This is a genomic window from Rhizobium sp. WW22 (genome assembly GCF_047041135.1).
Taxonomy (GTDB): Bacteria; Pseudomonadota; Alphaproteobacteria; order Rhizobiales; family Rhizobiaceae; genus Rhizobium.
The window spans coordinates 120,095-136,689 of record NZ_CP178198.1 but is presented as its reverse complement, the minus strand read 5'-3'; the positions used below and the strand labels follow the sequence as shown (position 1 = coordinate 136,689).

Below are 16,595 nucleotides of genomic sequence, written 5' to 3'. Positions count from 1 at the left end.
AGACAAACAGCGAACACAAGCTGTAAAACCGCCTGTAAAACAGCCCAAGTTTGGCGACCTATAAAGTGCGCTAAAACCGTTGTGGAGCAGGGTGGAGCGGGTGAAGGGAATCGAACCCTCGTATTCAGCTTGGGAAGCTGCTGCTCTACCATTGAGCTACACCCGCCTGACACCCTGAGATGTCCAACAGTTGGCGGCCTCTGTCAAGGCCGGTCAGCGACGGATCACAGCCGGAAATGCTTCGAAAGCTTCAGGCCCTGTGCCTGATAGTTCGAGCCGAGGCCGGAGCCGTAGAGGCTGCTCGGCTGTTCCAGCATGTGTTCGTAGATCAGGCGGCCAACGATCTGGCCGTCCTCGAGGATGAAGGGCACTTCGTGGCTGCGCACTTCCAGCACGGCACGGCTGCCGCGGCCCCCGGCCGGTGCATGGCCGAAGCCCGGATCGAAGAAGCCGGCATAGTGGACGCGGAATTCGCCGACCAGCGGATCGAACGGCGTCATTTCGGCGGCGAAATGCGGGGGAACATGCACCGCCTCGCGCGAAACGAGGATATAGAACTCATCGGGATCGAGGATCAGCTCGGTGCGCCCCCGGCTGTAGAGCGGCTCCCAAAAATCGAAAATATCGTGCTGGGCCTTCTTGTCGACGTCGACGACGGCCGTGTGGTGCTTGCCGCGATAGCCGATCAGCCCTTCCTTGTCGCCGGCAAGATCGATCGACAGCGCAATGCCGCCGCCGGTGATATTCGGCTTCTTGCTGGCAACCAGCGTCTCGCTCTCGTGCAGCGCCAGTAGCTCCGGCTCGGTGAGCAGGGCCTGGCCGACGCGGAAGCGGATCTGCGACAGGCGCGAGCCGCGACGTACGACGATCGGGAAGGTACGTGGGCTGATTTCGAGATAGAGCGGGCCGGAATAGCCTGCCGGGATCTTATCGAACTCCTGCGCACGATCGGTGATGACGCGGGTGAAGATGTCGAGACGGCCGGTCGAGCTCTTCGGATTGGCCGATGCCGACATATCTTCGGGCAGGTCGAGGCGCTCCATCAGCGGCACGATATAGACGCAGCCGGTTTCCAGCACCGCGCCTTCCGAGAGATCGACTACATGCAGCTTCAGCCGGTCAAGCTTGTCGGCGACCAGATGCGAGGGGCCGGGCATGAAGCTGGCACGGACGCGGAAAGCATGCGAGCCGAGCCTGAGGTCAAGGCTTGCCGGCTGGATCTGATCGACGTCCAGTTCTCTCTCGCTCGTCAGCCGCCCTGTTTCAAATAGCGCTGCAATGGCCCGGTCGGCCAGAATTCCAGTATTGCGAGCCATCATGCTTCTCTCATAATTTGTCGCAGACAAAACCAAACTCAGGGAATTGACGCAAGCCGTCAACGGCAGTATTGCAACTTATCCCGTGGTGATTTGGCCGGTCGGCTTGCAGCCACGTTAAACAAATGGCTAAAAAGACCGGGGTTGAACCGGTCTGCTTTTGCGACCGGTTTTTTTGTTTTGAAAGTGGTGATGGCATGAGCAAGACTTGGCGCCCCGCAACCCAGCTCGTTCACGGCGGAACACTCCGTTCGCAATTCGGCGAGACCTCCGAAGCAATCTATCTGACCCAGGGCTTCGTCTATGACACCTCGGAAGCGGCGGAAGCCCGCTTCAAGGGCGAAACGGATGGGTTCATCTACGCCCGCTACGGCAGCCCGACCAACGACATGTTCGAAAAGCGCATGTGCGCTCTCGAAGGCGCTGAAGACGCCCGCGCCACCGCGTCCGGCATGGCCGCCGTTTCTGCCGCCATCCTCTGCCAGCTGAAGGCCGGCGATCATATCGTTGCCGCCCGTGCGCTCTTCGGCTCCTGCCGCTGGGTGGTCGAGACGCTAGCGCCGAAATACGGCATCGAATGCACGCTGGTCGATGGCCGTTTCACCGAGAACTGGGAAAAGGCCATCCGGCCGAACACCAAGGTCTTCTTCCTCGAAAGCCCGACCAATCCGACGCTGGAAGTGGTCGATATCGCCGCTGTCGCCAAGCTCGCCAACCAGATCGGCGCCAAGGTCGTGGTCGACAACGTCTTTGCAACGCCGCTCTTCCAGAAGCCGCTGGAACTCGGCGCTCATATCGTCGTCTATTCCGCCACCAAGCATATCGACGGCCAGGGCCGTTCGCTCGGCGGCGTCATCCTCTCCGACAAGCAATGGATCGACGAGAACCTGCAGGACTATTTCCGCCATACCGGCCCGGCCATGTCGCCCTTTACCGCCTGGACGCTGCTGAAGGGCATCGAGACGCTGCCGCTGCGCGTTGCGCAGCAGACGGCGAACGCCTCCAAGGTTGCCGATTTCCTCGCCGAGCAGACGAACAAGGTCGCCCGCGTTATCTATCCCGGCCGAAAGGATCACCCGCAGGCCGATATCATCGCCAAGCAAATGAGCGGCGGCTCGACCCTCGTCGCCTTCGAATTGAAGGGCGGCAAGGAAGCGGCCTTCAAGCTGCAGAACGCGCTGGAGATCGTGAAGATCTCCAACAATCTCGGCGACTCGAAGAGCCTGATCACGCATCCTGCCACGACGACGCACAAGAACCTCACCGACGAGGCCCGCGCCGAGCTCGGCATTTCGCCGGGCACCGTGCGCTTCTCCGCCGGCATCGAGGACAGCGCCGATCTGGTCGATGATTTCGCCCGCGCTCTCGAGCAGGTTTCCGCCTGATATTCGTCGAGCCGCCTGGATTTTCTCCGGGCGGCTCGATTGCCTTTAAACAATTGGCAGCTCGTCAGCTGGCGACCTTGAATTCGACCAGGCCGTTGTTCAGGAAGACCATCTTGTCGAACAGCTTGAGATCCAGCGGATTCGGCAGGCGAACATCCGCAAGATCGGGCACGGGCTTCAACGCCGGATCGTAGGAGCGGTCGACCTGCGAGATGAAGACGACGATAACGCCTCTGGCGCGTGCAAACGTCTTCAATATCTGAACCTGGATCATTAATTCCGGATTCTCCCGCTTCTGATCCAGTAGTTGCAGAAAATCGACCACGGCCAGCGTGCCAGGCGATGCCTGAGCCAGCCTCTCCACGATATAATCGGCGCTGATGGCATCCGAATTATCGAACTCGAATAGATCAGCAAATTCCGCATGATCGGCACCGATGACCGGAAAACGGTCCAGAACGACCTTTTCGGTGTCTTCCAACGTGAAGAAGATGCCACGGTTGCCAGCCTTCATGGCGTCGACGGCGAGCCTCAGGCTCATCAGGGTCTTGCCGTGACCGCGCCGTGCGCCGATCAGCACCAGATCGCCCGGGCTTAAACGCGAATACAGCTCGCCGACGGGCACGGCTGAGTTCGTTTTGCTCGCAAGCAAACTCCAGCCTCCGAAACCCTCGACGGCCGCGACGCGATCCAGCGCGGTGTGCAAAGGGATATTCTGCTGGCGGGACAGGAGCCTCGCCTTACGTTTCAAATGATAAACAGGGGCAGAAAGCCTCATATAAACCTCCTATTGCGAGCAATGACCGCAACCCCTCCTTATGCCAAGCGCTCAAACAGTCGGTTTGGATATCGACGGCCCTGCATGAAATATACTTTCCCGAATGGAGGGGGGAGGCATGGGCGATGCCAGAATCAGATGATAGCCGAAATCCTCCTGCATGGGAATCTCATGCAAGTCCTGCAAGAGGAACATATAAAAGGAATGAGGGTTATATGGCCCGGAGGTTTTGATGCCGGGCGATCAGGTTGACTACCAATCACAGAAGTCCACGGACAATCGTGGCAAGCGTTTCCTGAGTACGGAGGATGCGCCTACCTCTACTCCGGCAGATAAGATCAAATCACGGCGACCTAGGATACTTGGAGACGACTTCGTTAACCTTCAATATGAACCGTAATAGCTGAAATCGAAACCGTCCCAACCGTTCACGCAAGATTTCATTACGTCGTTCCTTGACGGAAAGCATCGGCTATAGGATACCGCTAAATATCCTGCACTTTGCGGGAATGGTGGAAAGCGGATAATATGCCGCAAACTTGAAAATGCTGAAACGGCGATGCGGCTTCAAGGAGCGCTCGACGTTTCAGGGCAGTGGCAAGGTGTCAGGCATGTATCGCGCCCTAACACGCGACATCGAGGTGGTTGTAGAGCCGTTTTATCTGGAGGAGCAATCCGATCCGGATGATGACCGTTATGTCTGGGGATACCGCATCGTCATTTCCAACCACTCGAAGGAAGCCGTGAAGCTGGTAACGCGCTATTGGCACATCACCGACATGAACGGCATCGTGGATGAAGTGACAGGCCCCGGCGTGGTCGGCGAGCAGCCGCACCTAAAGCCCGGCGATACCTATGAATATTCCTCGGGCTGTCCACTTGATACACCGTCAGGCATGATGTTCGGTCATTACCAGATGGAAACGGACGGCGGGGAGCAATTCCATGTCAAGATCCCCGCCTTTTCACTGGATACGCCTAACCTGCTGCGCACGCTGAACTGAGCGACCTCAGGCCACCTCTATTTCCGACACTTCGAAGCGATAGGTCGTCGAGCAGAACTCGCAGGTGACGGCGATCTCGCCATTCTCCTGGCTGGCCTCGATCTCCTCGGCTGAGAAACCTTTCAAGACGCCCTTCAGCTTGTCGCGCGAGCACGAACAGCGGTCATAGACGGCCTTCGGTTCATAGACACGGACGCCGCGCTCGTGGAAGAGGCGATAGAGAAGCCGCTCGGTGCCGACCTGCGGATCCGTCAGCTCATCTGCATCGATGGTTTCCACCAGGCTGCGCGCTTCCGCCCAGGCATCATCCTCGGCATGATCGCGCCCACCGGTATCGCCATCGCCGCCATGCAGGTCCGGCTGGCGCATGCGCTCGGGCGCTTCCGGCAAGAACTGCGCGATCAGGCCGCCGGCACGCCAGCGGTGACGCGGCTTGCCGTTCTCATCGCGATCGAATAGCTCTGCAGCGCCCAGACGCACGCGCGTCGGGATCTGTTCCGACTGGCGGAAATACGTGCCGGCAATCTCCTCCAGCGAAGCGCCATCAAGCGCGACGATACCCTGATAAGGCTGACTGAAGCGGCCCTGATCGATGGTAAAAGCGAGCACGCCCTTGCCGAGCAGCTGCTCCGGCTCGGTTCTGCCTTCCGCAACTGCCTTTGCCAGCGCTTCTTCATTGAAACGCGCATAGGCCCGAACGTTTTCCGGCGTCGAGAAATCGGCGACCAGAAGGTCGACGGGACCGTCGCCCTTGGTCTGCACGGTGAACTTGCCTTCGAATTTCAGCGACGTACCGAGCAGGACGGTCAGGACGATGGCTTCGGCGAGCAGCCGCGCGACCGGCGTCGGATAATCGTGCCGGGCAAGGATCGCGTCCAGCAGCGGACCGAGCTGCACGGCACGGCCGCGCACGTCCAGACCTTCCACCTGGAAGGGAACGACGTGATCGTCACCGGCGAAATCAAACTGACCCAGCGAGGCTGCATTTTCGGCCATTGCTTTACTCCTACTGCGCCCGCGCCCTTAAAACGCGGCTTCATATCCTCAGATCGCGCCCAGGCACCAAGCAAGAATCGACTTTTGCGCATGAAGGCGGTTTTCCGCCTCATCGAAGACAACGGATTGCGGACCGTCGATCACCTCGTCCGTCACCTCTTCGCCGCGATGGGCGGAAGGCAATGCATGAACAACGCGTCTTTGCCGGCCTGTGCCATCAAAGCCTTGTTGACCTGATAGGGCTGGAAGACGTTGTGACCGCGTGCCCGGTGCTCCTGATTCATGGAAACCCAGGTATCGGTTACCACACAATCGGCGCCGGCGACCGCACGGTCTGCATCATGCGAGAGCATGATTTCGGCGCCCTCGTTGCGGGCCCAGTTCAGATAGTGATCCTTCGGCTCGGAACCAAGGGGTACCGCCATATTCATGCGATAGCCGAAACGGGCGGCCCCTTCGATCAGCGAATGCAGCACGTTATTGCCGTCGCCCGTCCAGGCAAGCGTCTTGCCCTTGATCGGGCCGCGATGCTCTTCGAAGGTCATGATATCGGCCATGATCTGGCAGGGGTGCGTATCGTCGGTCAGCGCATTGATGACCGGAACGGTCGCATGTTCCGCCAGCTCCAACAGGCGGGAATGATCGGTGGTGCGGATCATGATCGCATCGACATAGCGCGACAGCACTTTCGCCGTATCGCCGATCGTCTCGGCGCGGCCAAGCTGCATTTCGGTGCCGGAGAGGAACAGCGTCTCGCCGCCCAGCTGCCGCATGCCGACATCGAAGGAGACACGGGTTCGGGTGGACGGCTTCTCGAAGATCATCGCCAGCATCTTGCCGGCAAGCGGCCTGTCGGCCGTGCCGGCCTTCTGCGCGCTCTTTCGGACGATCGCGTCATCGATGATGTTACGCAGATCGGCAGCCGGAACGGCAGAGAGATCGAGAAAGTGTTTCGGAGAAGCCATGTCCTTACCTGTGCTCCAGAAAAAACAATAACGCCCGCGTGGGGCAGGAACGCCCCGACAGCGGGCGTTGAATTCAAGCCGATTTCTTGGTGCGGGCAGCGCGCGCGCGCTCGGCGGCGCGCTCCAGGCGGGCGAGACCTTCGCGTGCTTCCTCGGCAGTGACGACCAGCGGCGGCAGCAGGCGGATGACGTTGTCGCCGGCCGGAACGCCGAGCAGATGCTCGGCACGGATCGCCTGCAGCAATTCCGCCTGCGGAATGGCCGCTTTGATGCCGAGCATCAGGCCTTCACCGCGAACGTCCTCGATGATGTCAGGAAAACGATCCTTGAGCGAGGCGAGCCCCTGGCGGAAGACCAGCGAGACATCGCGCACATGCTGCAGGAAGCCTTCGGCAAGCACGATATCGAGAACCGCATTGCCGACTGCCATGGCAAGCGGATTGCCGCCATAGGTCGAGCCATGCGTGCCGGCCTTCATGCCGGAAGCGGCTTCCGCCGTCGCAAGGCACGCACCGAGCGGGAAACCGCCGCCGATACCCTTGGCGACCGCCATGATGTCAGGCTTGATACCGGACCATTCATGGGCAAAGAGCTTGCCGGTACGGCCGACACCACACTGTACTTCGTCGAGGATCAAAAGCAGGCCGTGCTCATCGCAGATCTCCCGCAGCCCGCGCAGGAATTCGTTTGTCGCCGGGCGGATACCGCCCTCGCCCTGCACCGGCTCTATCAGGATAGCGCCCGTCGCATCGGTAATGGCGGCGCGGACGGCGTCGAGATCACCGAAGGGCACCTGGTCGAAGCCCGGTGCCTTCGGGCCGAAACCTTCGATATATTTTTCCTGGCCACCGGCGGCGATCGTTGCGATGGTGCGGCCGTGGAAGGCGCCTTCGAAGGTGATGATATGGAACTTCTCGGGATGCCCCTTGGCGAATTGATAGCGCCGCGCAGTCTTGATGGCGCACTCCAGCGCCTCCGCGCCCGAATTGGTGAAGAACACCTTGTCGGCGAAGGTCACTTCCGTCAGCCGCTTCGACAGCTTCTCCTGGCCGGGCACCTCATAGAGGTTGGACAGGTGCCAGACCTTGTCGGCCTGCGCCTTCAGCTCGGCGACAAGATGGGGATGAGCATGACCGAGCGAATTGACCGCGACGCCGGCTGCGAAATCGAGGTAGCGTTCGCCATTCTCAGTGACCAGCCAGACGCCCTCACCTCGCTCGAACCGCAGCGGAGCGCGCAAGTAGGTGTCGTAAAGCGGCGTGGTCTCGGCCATGGCCATATCTCCTGATCACAACTTTAAGGACCGATCGCTTCCATTTGATGAAACGGGTCCGAAAAAATCAAAAATGCCGCCTTGCGGCGGCTTGGGCACTATTGATGTTTTGCACCGCGATGTCAACAAAACTGCCGTTTTAGCAGGTGCGAGAAAACGCTTGCCGGCAAAAGAGATGCGTCGGGCGGCGCCTATGGCAGAAATGCCACGCCCGGACAGCAAGTTGGGGAAAACCTCGAAATCGATTCCTCAAGATTCCCGCGACTCTTGTCACGGAGTCAGCCTCACACTAGGTTAAAAACCAATTGCTAGACTGCATGCGGCGGAACTAGTCACCACAATTTTAGAGCGTTTCGCGCCTCGATACCATGCGAGGCAATGGTGAGGGATTCTGCCATCGGAAACGCGACAGCGGAGACAGGGCATGAATTGGACAGACGAACGCGTCGAGAAGCTGAAAAAGCTATGGTCCGAAGGATTGAGCGCCAGCCAGATCGCTGCGCAGCTCGGTGGCGTGAGCCGTAATGCCGTCATCGGCAAGGTGCATCGCCTGAACCTCCCCGGCCGAGCGAAGGCGGGCGGCGCGACAACCGCAGCGCGCACGCCGAAGCGCAGCGCAGCGGCACCTCGCGCTGCGACCTACGGATCGCGCGTTGCTACCCGCACGGTGGTTGCCCGCCAGCAGGGCGCAACCATGCTGAAGGAAGAGATCGAGATCGATTCCGTCAACGAAATCCAGTATCGCCCGGCATCGAACGTCGTCGTTCCGATTTCCCGCCGCCTCGGCCTGACGGAACTGACGGAGCGCACCTGCAAGTGGCCGGTCGGCGATCCGCTGAAGGACGATTTCCATTTCTGCGGCAATGAGAGCCCAGATTCATCGCCTTACTGCACCTACCATCAGCGCCTGGCCTACCAGCCGGTGCATGAACGGCGTAGGCCGGCCCAGCCGCGTGGCTGAGAAGCTTGATGACTGAGATAAAGAAACGGGCCCTTGAGGCCCGTTTTCTGTTTCCGCCGCTATGTTGATGCCTGATCGGGTATCCCCGCTCAGGCCTCCATGGAGTAGCCCGCGCCGCGAACGGTGCGAATGACATCCTGCATATTGGAGAAGTTGAGCGCCTTGCGCAGGCGGCCGACATGGACGTCGACCGTGCGTTCGTCGACGTAGATATCGTGACCCCATACGCCGTCGAGCAGCTGCGAACGCGAGAAGACGCGGCCCGGCGAGGACATCAGGAACTCCAGCAGGCGGAATTCCGTCGGCCCCAGCCGCACTTCGCGGCTCTTGCGGTGAACGCGATGGGTTTCGCGGTCCAGCTCGATATCGCCGCAACGCAGCACCGTGGAGAGAACCTCCGGGCGGGCACGCCGCAGCATCGCCTTGACGCGAGCCATCAGCTCCGGCGTCGAGAACGGCTTGACGACATAATCGTCCGCGCCGGTCGAAAGCCCGCGCACGCGCTCGCTTTCCTCGCCGCGGGCCGTCAGCATGATGATCGGCAGGCGCTCAGTCTCCGGCCGCATACGCAGCCGGCGGCAGAGCTCGATGCCCGATACGCCGGGCAGCATCCAGTCGAGGATCAGGAGATCGGGGATGCGCTCCTGGAGACGCAGCTCGGCCTCATCGCCTCTGAGGATCGTGTCGACCTCGAAGCCTTCGGCCTCAAGATTGTAGCGCAGCAGAACGCTGAGCGCTTCCTCGTCTTCTACAACAGCAACTCTCGGAACCATGCGCCTATGGTCTCCTTTCTTCGCTTTCGGATTATTCGGTCACTGCGCCGACGGTATTGGCGGTATCGTCCTTCGGGCGCTCGCCTTCCGGCTGCGCGCCCGTCGCCATGTAATAGATCGTCTCGGCGATGTTGGTGGCATGGTCGCCGATGCGCTCGATGTTCTTGGCGCAGAAGAGAAGATGCGTGCAGGTGGTGATGTTGCGCGGATCTTCCATCATGTAGGTCAGCATCTCGCGAAAGAGCGAGGTGTACATGGCGTCGATTTCCTCGTCGCGTTCGCGGATCGATACGGCCTTGTCCGGCGAGCGGGTCGCGTAGACATCCAGAACTTCCTTGAGCTGGCTCAGCGCCAGTTCGGAGAGATGCTCGATGCCGCGGGCGAGACGGCGCGGGACACCGGTGCCCTGGACGGCGATGACGCGCTTTGCGGTGTTCTTGCCGAGATCGCCGACGCGCTCCAGATCGGATGCAATGCGGATCGAGCCCATGATTTCACGCAGGTCCGCCGCCATCGGCTGACGGCGGGCGATGGTAACGATCGCCTTGTCGCCGACTTCGCGCTCGGCATGGTCGAGAACGACGTCGTCGGAGATGACCTTCTGGGCCAGGGCAGCGTCGCTATTGACCAGCGCGCGTACGCTGTCGCTAACCATCTGCTCTGCCAGGCCGCCCATTTCAGCAATGCGGCGCGTCAGGAACTTCAGGTCTTCGTCATAGGCAGAGAGAATGTGAGTGGAGACCATTTTTCTATCCTCAAGGTGAACTGTGTGAAATGAGCCGCGCGCCTGACATCATCAACCAAAACGGCCCATGATGTAATCCTGCGTGCGGAAATCGTCGGGATTGGTGAACATCTTATCGGTGTCGTTCTCCTCGACCAGGTGGCCGAGATGGAACATTGCGGTACGCTGCGAGACGCGGGCTGCCTGCTGCATGGAATGCGTCACGATGACGATGGTGAAATTCTCCCGCAGCTCGTGGATGAGATCCTCGACCTTGGCGGTCGCGATCGGATCGAGCGCCGAGCACGGCTCGTCCATCAGGATGACCTCCGGACTGACCGCGACGGCGCGGGCGATGCACAGACGCTGCTGCTGACCGCCCGATAGACTCGTGCCGGCATCATGGAGCCGATCCTTGACCTCGCCCCAGAGACCGGCCTTCTGCAGGCTGGTCTCGACGATATGCTCGAGATCGGCCTTTGAGCGATGCAGGCCATGGATGCGCGGGCCGTAGGCGACGTTCTCAAAGATGGACTTTGGGAACGGGTTGGGCTTCTGGAAGACCATGCCGACGCGGGCGCGCAACTCTACCACGTCGATGCTGTCGTCGTAGACATCCTGATCGTCGAGCGTGATCTTGCCGGTGACCCGGCAGGTCTCGATCGTATCGTTCATGCGGTTGAGGCAGCGCAGGAAGGTGGACTTGCCGCAACCGGAAGGGCCGATCAAAGCCGTGACGGTATTGGCGCGGATCTTCAGATTGACGTCGAAGAGCGCCCGCTTGTCGCCGTAGAACACAGAAACGTCCTGGCCGATCATCTTGTAAGGGATCGTGGTCATCTTCTTGGCCAAGGCTCTTTCGCTTGCGGCTTCCGTCATCATGTTCATTTCGTGCGCCCTCCCTTACCAGCGCCGCTCAAAGCGGCGCCGCAGCAGGATGGCGCCGATGTTCATCGCGACGAGGAAGAAGAGAAGCACGATGATGGCGCCGGACGTCCTTTCGACGAAGGCCCGCTCGGCTTCGCTCGCCCACATGTAGATCTGCACCGGCAGCGCCGTCGAAGGATCGAGCGGCGATGCCGGATAGTTGGCGACGAAGGCGACCATGCCGATCAGAAGCAGCGGCGCAGTCTCGCCAAGCGCGTGCGCAAGCCCGAGGATCGTGCCCGTCAGAATGCCGGGCATCGCAAGCGGCAACACGTGATGGAAGACCATCTGCATGCGCGATGCACCAAGACCGAGCGCTGCGCTGCGGATCGACGGCGGCACGGCCCGCAACGCCGAGCGTGTGGCGATAATGATCATCGGCAGCGTCATCAGGCTCAACACGAGACCGCCGACCAGCGAGGCCGAACGCGGCAGACCCATCATGTTGATGAAGACCGAGAGACCCAGCAAGCCATAGACGATCGATGGGACGGCCGCGAGATTGTTGATGTTGACCTCGATCAGGTCCGTCAGCCGGTTCTTCGGCGCGAACTCCTCCAGATAGATCGAGGCGGCGACGCCGACCGGCAAGGCAAGCACGAGAACGGTCAGCATCAGGTAGAACGAGCCGATCAGAGCGACGCCGAGCCCGGCGGCTTCGGGCCGGCTCGAGTTGCCCGACAGGAAGAGACCGCTGTTGAAGGCCTTGTAAAGCGCGCCGCTTTCGCTGAGTTGCTTCATCCAGGCGACCTGGCGGTCGGATATCTTGCGATCCTTCTCATCGACTGTCAGATCGATCTGGCCCTTGTTGGCTGAATCGATATTGGAGCTGGCAAGGAAGGTGACGCTCTCAGTCGTCCCTATGATCGAGGGATTGGCAACGACCTTGTCGCGCAGCGCGATCCTGGCACTGTCCGACACCATCGCCGTTGCCTCGCGAACGAGCGCGCGATTGGCGGGATCGATGCTCAAGGCTTTCACCAGCGCGTCGCGCACCAATACCGGGTAGTTGGCTGATACCAGCACCTTCGGATCGCTGGCGCGCTTGGCTGCGGGGTCGATCACCTTCTCGGTGAATTCGATCGGCAGGGTGATCGAGGTCTGAACGAAGGCGGTATAACCCGTGCGGACCACGGTGGAGATCAGGATGATGAGGAAGATAAGGCCGAAAATGACGGCAGTGAGCCCATAGGCGCGGAAGCGGCGTTCGGCGGCATAGCGCCGTCTGATGCCGATATCGCGACGCACCGACGCACCCGGCGTCAGGCCGCGCGGCATGTTGAGCTGAGAGGAGGATACGACGTCGCTCATTCGTATTGCTCCCTATATCGACGGACGATGTAGAGCGCATAGACGTTGAGGCACAGCGTCAGGAAGAACAGCGTGATCCCGAGTGCAAAGGCGACGAGCGTCTGCGGCGAGGTGAATTCCAGATCGCCGGTCAGCTGGTTGACGATCTTCACGGTGACAGTCGTCATCGGTTCGAAGGGATCGAGCTGCATGCGCGCGGCAACGCCGGCTGCCAGCACCACGATCATGGTTTCACCGATCGCCCGCGACGCGGTCATCAGCAGTGCGCCGACGATGCCCGGAAGGGCGGCGGGCAGCAGAACACGCTTGACCGTTTCCGACCGCGTGGCGCCGAGGCCAAGCGAGCCGTCGCGCAGCGAGCGCGGCACGGCCATGATGATATCGTCCGACAGCGAGGAAACATACGGGATGAGCATGATGCCCATGACGAAGCCGGCCGTCAAAACGCTCTGTGCCTCGATAAAGCCTTTATAGTCGCCCGTCATCAAGCCATCGATCTCGACTGAGATATCGCGCAGGAAGGGGCCGACGGTGACAAGGGCGAAGAAGCCGTAGACGATCGTCGGGATGCCGGCCAGGACCTCCAGCATCGGCTTGGCGATGGAGCGGACGCGAGCCGAGGCATATTCGGCCATGTAGATCGCGGCAAACAGGCCGATGGGCACGGCAAACAGCATGGCGACGAAGCCGATATAGACCGTGCCCGCCAGCAGCGGGATCAGGCCGAAGGTGCCCGAAGTCTGCGCGCCGGCGCCAGCGAAGCGCGGGTCCCAGACGGTACCGAAGAAGAATTCGCTGGCCGGCACCATGCTGAAGAAACGCGCCGCTTCCGAAAGCATTGAAACGACGATGCCAACCGTCGTCAGCACCGCGATGGAGGAAGCGACGATCAGGGCTCCGAGAATGACCTGTTCCACACGATTGCGGGCGCGAAAACGTGGGGCGATGGCACGAAGGCCGTGGGCTGCGCAAAGCAGCGATAGGGCGATTGCCGCTGCCGACATGACCATGCGGCTCGCTTCGCGCATGCCATTATATTTGTTGGCAGCGTCGATCATGTAGCCCGTGGGGCGAACTGCGAGCGGAACGCCCTTCTGCGCCAGCAGCAACTGAAGATCAGCCTTGCCGCCATCGACATCGGCGAGCTCCTGGCTCTCGAGCATGCGCATCCCGCGGGCGATGCTGCGCACCATGCCGTAGCTGAGATTGAGCTCCGCCTGCGGCAAAGACCTTACTTCCTCGGGAAAGGATTTCGTCACTACGCGATCGATCATAATGGGGCTGACGATCAGCCAGACGCAGACGAGCGCGAGAGCGGGAAGCACAGCCCATATAGCGGCATAGGCGCCGTGATAGCCGAGCCGGGAATGCATCGACGAGGACCTGCCGCCCGATAACGCAGCCGCCCTCACCCGCCCCAGCACGAAAGCGGAGGCGCCGAAGACCGACAAGCAGAGCAGCAGCAGCGATACACTCATTCCCATTCCCCGGCGAACCCCGGCACAGCGGAAAGCCGCACCGGCGCTCGACCCTTCAGCATTCACATAATCTTCCCGACCGCGACATCCTTACGGATCTGGTCGCGCTCAGCATCCGGTGCCGGCACGAGGCCATATTCCGCCAGCGGGCCGTCCGGTCCGATCATCTGATCGCTCGTGAAGAAATCGACATATTCCTTGAGCCCCGGGATGACACCCAGATGGGCCTTCTTGACGTAGAAAAACAGCGGCCGCGATACCGGATAGGTGCCATCGGCAATCGTCTGACCCGAGGGCACGATGCCGCTGACGGTGGCAACCTTCAGCTTGTCGGCGTTGTTCTGGAAGAAATACAAGCCGAACACACCGATGCCGTGCTCGTTGGCATTGATGCGGGCCAGCGTCTCGGGATAGTCGCCGTCGATATCGACGGCGGCGCCATCCTTGCGCACGGCAACACATTTTTTCGCCTGCTGAGCCGCATCGGAGACTGCGGCCTTGATGACATCGGCTGCGCCAGAAGCCTTGCAGCCGGCGGCAAGCACCTTCTCTTCGAAGACTTCGCGCGTGCCGTGCTTCTCACCCGGAATATAGGTAGCGATTTCAAAATCCGGCAGCGATGGATTGATCTCAGACCACTTCTTGTAGGGGTTGGCGACGAGCTTGCCATCGACGACCACCTCGGCGGCAATCGCCTTATAGAGATCGACGGGTTCGAATCTGATGTCCGGATTGCTCTTGTCGAAGGCAAAGACGATGCCGTCATAGCCGATCTTGATCTGCTGGATATCGGTGACGCCGGCGGCCTTGCAGGCTTGGACTTCGCTGTCCTTGATCGGGCGCGACGAATTGGCGATGTCGATGGAATCCGTTCCGACACCCTTGCAGAATTCCTTCAGGCCGGCTCCGGAGCCTCCGGACTCGACCACAGGAGTCTTGAAATCGGTAAAGGTCTCGCCGAAGGTTTCGGCAACGATCTTGGCATATGGGAATACGGTCGATGAGCCGGCGATCTGAATTTGATCGCGGGCGGTTGCAGTGCCGCCCAGGGCAACCGATGCAACCAGCGCAAGAACGGACATTTTCAAAGCATTCACAACGAATCCCCCTGATGAGCTTTGAAGAGCGCCGAGGTGGAGGCCACATCCACTTTTTCAGCAGTCCATTCTTACTGGCGAAAACACCGCCCTTTTATGTCAGGCGAGTGAAACAATTATGACAGGCTATATGCCTGATATAATTTGGATAAATCGCCGCCCATACTGGGATAGGTGGAGGTTGTCAGAAGCGGACTGTGAAGTCGGTACCTTTTCCGACTTCCGACTTGACGATCAGTCTGGCGCGATGGCGGGTCAGAATGTGCTTGACGATGGCAAGCCCGAGACCGGTCCCCTTCTTGGACCGGCTGTCCTCAACGTTAACGCGATAGAACCGCTCGGTCAGGCGCGGCACATGTTCTGCGGGTATGCCCGGCCCCCTGTCCGAGACGACCACTTCGACGGCCTGGCCGGCACCGCTGAGTAGCGAAACTTCCACCGACTTGCCTTCCTGGCCGTATTTGCAGGCGTTCTCGATCAGGTTCTCGAAGACCTGCACCAGCTCGTCTCGATCCCCCAATACCTCCACCTTACCCAGCGGCAAATGCAGATTGATGGTCACGTCGAGATCCCCAGCAAGCGGCAGCAGGGAGTCACGCACATGACCGAGCAAGGGGACGAGATCCACCTTCTGATCCGGCGCGATATGCGACTTCAACTCCAGACGCGACAGCGACAGAAGATCATCCACCAGCCTGCTCATGCGGGTGGTTTGATCGAACATGATGCCGAGGAAACGCTGCTGCGCCTTCGGATCGGCTTTGGCAGGCCCCTGGATCGTCTCGATGAAGCCGCGCAGCGATGCCAAAGGCGTGCGCAATTCATGGCTGGCATTGGCGACGAAGTCTGAACGCATGCGATCGATGTGGCGCAACTCCGATATGTCGCGGAACGAGAGCAGAAAGAGCGCATCTTCCTGCCTGTCGATCTCAGGCAGATCGATCGGCGCGATACGCACGACATAGACCCGCTCCGAAGGCAGGCGCTCGGAATGCTCGATCTGGTTCGGCGCATTGGTGGCGATGGTCTCGCGTACCATATCGAGCAGACCCGGCGAGCGCAGCTTGGAGGAAATATGCGCGCCGATCGGAAAGGCACCGAAGGCTTTTTCGACGGCCATGTTCTGCACCAGCACCGACGCCTCGCGATCGATGATCAGCACCGGCATATCGAGCGCCGCAAGTCCCGCAAAAGCGGTGCGCCACAGGGTTTGCGCATCGGCAGGCGCAGGCTCGGCTTGCGACGGCACCTCCACCCGCTCGACCAGCGGCGGACGAATGAGCGTGACGATCATGACGATCACCCAGATCCAGAATACGGCGCCTGTGCTGATGCCTTCGACGAGGGCGAGCACGGCAATCAGCGTCGCCAGAACCAGGATGGCACTCTCCTGCCGCAGCCGCACCGCCAACTTCCTGACAAATGACCATTCGTCTTCCAACTGCGCCGTCCTTCGCCTGCCATCATGGAACGCTGGATTCCGCGTCTTATCTGCGATTCATGACAGAAGTATTCGGCTCTATCCACAGAAGCCAGTAACTGGCAAAAATAAATGTAGCCGGCAAAAGAGGGCGGCGGCAAAAGGCTTGAAACTATTGAATAAATGC

Annotated in this window: 14 protein-coding genes, 1 tRNA gene, 1 pseudogene and 1 riboswitch; of the genes and pseudogenes, 3 read left to right on the top strand and 13 right to left on the bottom strand. The window is 60.4% G+C overall.

Going from position 1 to position 16,595, the window contains the following annotated elements; all coding sequences use genetic code 11:
• Positions 1–92 precede the first annotated feature (92 nt).
• Positions 93–166 (bottom strand) — tRNA-Gly (locus ACK83U_RS00705).
• Between the two features lie 58 nt (positions 167–224).
• Positions 225–1,319: a 2'-deoxycytidine 5'-triphosphate deaminase gene (locus tag ACK83U_RS00700; protein WP_069611245.1), complete on the bottom strand. Its 1,095-nt coding sequence runs from the start codon at positions 1,317–1,319 to the stop codon at positions 225–227.
• A 72-nt stretch (positions 1,320–1,391) separates the two neighbouring features.
• Positions 1,392–1,470, top strand: a riboswitch (SAM riboswitch).
• 43 nt (positions 1,471–1,513) lie between these two features.
• Here ACK83U_RS00700 and ACK83U_RS00695 point away from each other — a divergent pair.
• Entirely contained in the window at positions 1,514–2,701 is a 1,188-nt protein-coding gene (locus tag ACK83U_RS00695; RefSeq protein WP_112608017.1) for an O-succinylhomoserine sulfhydrylase, read from the top strand.
• 64 nt (positions 2,702–2,765) lie between these two features.
• Here ACK83U_RS00695 and ACK83U_RS00690 read toward each other — a convergent pair whose 3' ends face one another.
• Complete coding sequence (locus ACK83U_RS00690; protein WP_112608015.1) at positions 2,766–3,479, bottom strand: DNA helicase; 714 nt, start codon at positions 3,477–3,479, stop codon at positions 2,766–2,768.
• 611 nt (positions 3,480–4,090) lie between these two features.
• On the opposite strand from ACK83U_RS00690, the gene apaG reads away from it, so the two are divergent.
• Positions 4,091–4,483, top strand: coding sequence for a Co2+/Mg2+ efflux protein ApaG (apaG, locus tag ACK83U_RS00685; protein WP_015338724.1), 393 nt, complete (start codon positions 4,091–4,093; stop codon positions 4,481–4,483).
• 6 nt (positions 4,484–4,489) lie between these two features.
• On the opposite strand, the gene ACK83U_RS00680 is transcribed toward apaG, so the two are convergent.
• The 3 genes and pseudogenes from ACK83U_RS00680 to ACK83U_RS00670 all read right to left on the bottom strand — a co-directional run bounded on the left by ACK83U_RS00680 (position 4,490) and on the right by ACK83U_RS00670 (position 7,717).
• Entirely contained in the window at positions 4,490–5,479 is a 990-nt protein-coding gene (locus ACK83U_RS00680) for an Hsp33 family molecular chaperone (RefSeq protein ID WP_112336595.1), read from the bottom strand.
• 123 nt (positions 5,480–5,602) lie between these two features.
• Positions 5,603–6,444: pseudogene (gene argF, locus ACK83U_RS00675) on the bottom strand (ornithine carbamoyltransferase); the annotation flags it as partial.
• Between the two features lie 73 nt (positions 6,445–6,517).
• A complete protein-coding gene (locus ACK83U_RS00670) occupies positions 6,518–7,717 on the bottom strand; it encodes an aspartate aminotransferase family protein (RefSeq protein WP_112608011.1) in 1,200 nt (399 codons plus the stop codon).
• A gap of 424 nt (positions 7,718–8,141) precedes the next feature.
• Here ACK83U_RS00670 and ACK83U_RS00665 point away from each other — a divergent pair, with 424 nt between their 5' ends.
• A complete protein-coding gene (locus ACK83U_RS00665) occupies positions 8,142–8,678 on the top strand; it encodes a GcrA family cell cycle regulator (RefSeq protein ID WP_112608009.1) in 537 nt (178 codons plus the stop codon).
• An 89-nt stretch (positions 8,679–8,767) separates the two neighbouring features.
• Here the strand turns inward: ACK83U_RS00665 and phoB are convergent, their stop codons facing one another.
• From phoB to phoR, 7 genes are all read right to left on the bottom strand, one after another.
• Positions 8,768–9,451, bottom strand: coding sequence for a phosphate regulon transcriptional regulator PhoB (phoB, locus tag ACK83U_RS00660; protein WP_004128368.1), 684 nt, complete (start codon positions 9,449–9,451; stop codon positions 8,768–8,770).
• 31 nt (positions 9,452–9,482) lie between these two features.
• On the bottom strand, positions 9,483–10,196 hold the full coding sequence (phoU, locus tag ACK83U_RS00655; RefSeq protein ID WP_015338719.1) for a phosphate signaling complex protein PhoU: 714 nt from the start codon (positions 10,194–10,196) through the stop codon (positions 9,483–9,485).
• 51 nt (positions 10,197–10,247) lie between these two features.
• Positions 10,248–11,063: a phosphate ABC transporter ATP-binding protein PstB gene (gene pstB / locus ACK83U_RS00650; RefSeq protein WP_112608007.1), complete on the bottom strand. Its 816-nt coding sequence runs from the start codon at positions 11,061–11,063 to the stop codon at positions 10,248–10,250.
• A gap of 15 nt (positions 11,064–11,078) precedes the next feature.
• Positions 11,079–12,413, bottom strand: coding sequence for a phosphate ABC transporter permease PstA (pstA, locus tag ACK83U_RS00645; RefSeq protein WP_412474702.1), 1,335 nt, complete (start codon positions 12,411–12,413; stop codon positions 11,079–11,081).
• A complete protein-coding gene (gene pstC / locus ACK83U_RS00640; RefSeq protein WP_112608005.1) occupies positions 12,410–13,891 on the bottom strand; it encodes a phosphate ABC transporter permease subunit PstC in 1,482 nt (493 codons plus the stop codon). Before pstC ends, pstA begins: the two co-directional genes overlap by 4 nt.
• Before the next feature lie 62 nt (positions 13,892–13,953).
• Positions 13,954–14,973 carry a substrate-binding domain-containing protein gene (locus ACK83U_RS00635; RefSeq protein ID WP_412474701.1) on the bottom strand — a complete coding sequence of 340 codons (1,020 nt, stop codon included), beginning with the start codon at positions 14,971–14,973 and terminating at the stop codon, positions 13,954–13,956.
• Positions 14,974–15,172: 199 nt separating this feature from the next.
• The gene (gene phoR / locus ACK83U_RS00630; protein ID WP_112608001.1) at positions 15,173–16,399 is read right to left on the bottom strand and encodes a phosphate regulon sensor histidine kinase PhoR; all 1,227 of its coding nucleotides are present in this window, start codon (positions 16,397–16,399) and stop codon (positions 15,173–15,175) included.
• Positions 16,400–16,595 lie beyond the last annotated feature (196 nt).

What these genes read in the sequence shown, in the direction of transcription:
- ACK83U_RS00700 (WP_069611245.1), bottom strand. Translation starts at nt 1,319, where the DNA reads ATGATGGCTCGCAATACTGGAATTCTGGCCGACCGGGCCATTGCAGCG.
- ACK83U_RS00695 (WP_112608017.1), top strand. Translation starts at nt 1,514, where the DNA reads ATGAGCAAGACTTGGCGCCCCGCAACCCAGCTCGTTCACGGCGGAACA.
- ACK83U_RS00690 (WP_112608015.1), bottom strand. Translation starts at nt 3,479, where the DNA reads ATGAGGCTTTCTGCCCCTGTTTATCATTTGAAACGTAAGGCGAGGCTC.
- apaG (WP_015338724.1), top strand. Translation starts at nt 4,091, where the DNA reads ATGTATCGCGCCCTAACACGCGACATCGAGGTGGTTGTAGAGCCGTTT.
- ACK83U_RS00680 (WP_112336595.1), bottom strand. Translation starts at nt 5,479, where the DNA reads ATGGCCGAAAATGCAGCCTCGCTGGGTCAGTTTGATTTCGCCGGTGAC.
- ACK83U_RS00670 (WP_112608011.1), bottom strand. Translation starts at nt 7,717, where the DNA reads ATGGCCGAGACCACGCCGCTTTACGACACCTACTTGCGCGCTCCGCTG.
- ACK83U_RS00665 (WP_112608009.1), top strand. Translation starts at nt 8,142, where the DNA reads ATGAATTGGACAGACGAACGCGTCGAGAAGCTGAAAAAGCTATGGTCC.
- phoB (WP_004128368.1), bottom strand. Translation starts at nt 9,451, where the DNA reads ATGGTTCCGAGAGTTGCTGTTGTAGAAGACGAGGAAGCGCTCAGCGTT.
- phoU (WP_015338719.1), bottom strand. Translation starts at nt 10,196, where the DNA reads ATGGTCTCCACTCACATTCTCTCTGCCTATGACGAAGACCTGAAGTTC.
- pstB (WP_112608007.1), bottom strand. Translation starts at nt 11,063, where the DNA reads ATGAACATGATGACGGAAGCCGCAAGCGAAAGAGCCTTGGCCAAGAAG.
- pstA (WP_412474702.1), bottom strand. Translation starts at nt 12,413, where the DNA reads ATGAGCGACGTCGTATCCTCCTCTCAGCTCAACATGCCGCGCGGCCTG.
- pstC (WP_112608005.1), bottom strand. Translation starts at nt 13,891, where the DNA reads ATGAGTGTATCGCTGCTGCTGCTCTGCTTGTCGGTCTTCGGCGCCTCC.
- ACK83U_RS00635 (WP_412474701.1), bottom strand. Translation starts at nt 14,973, where the DNA reads ATGTCCGTTCTTGCGCTGGTTGCATCGGTTGCCCTGGGCGGCACTGCA.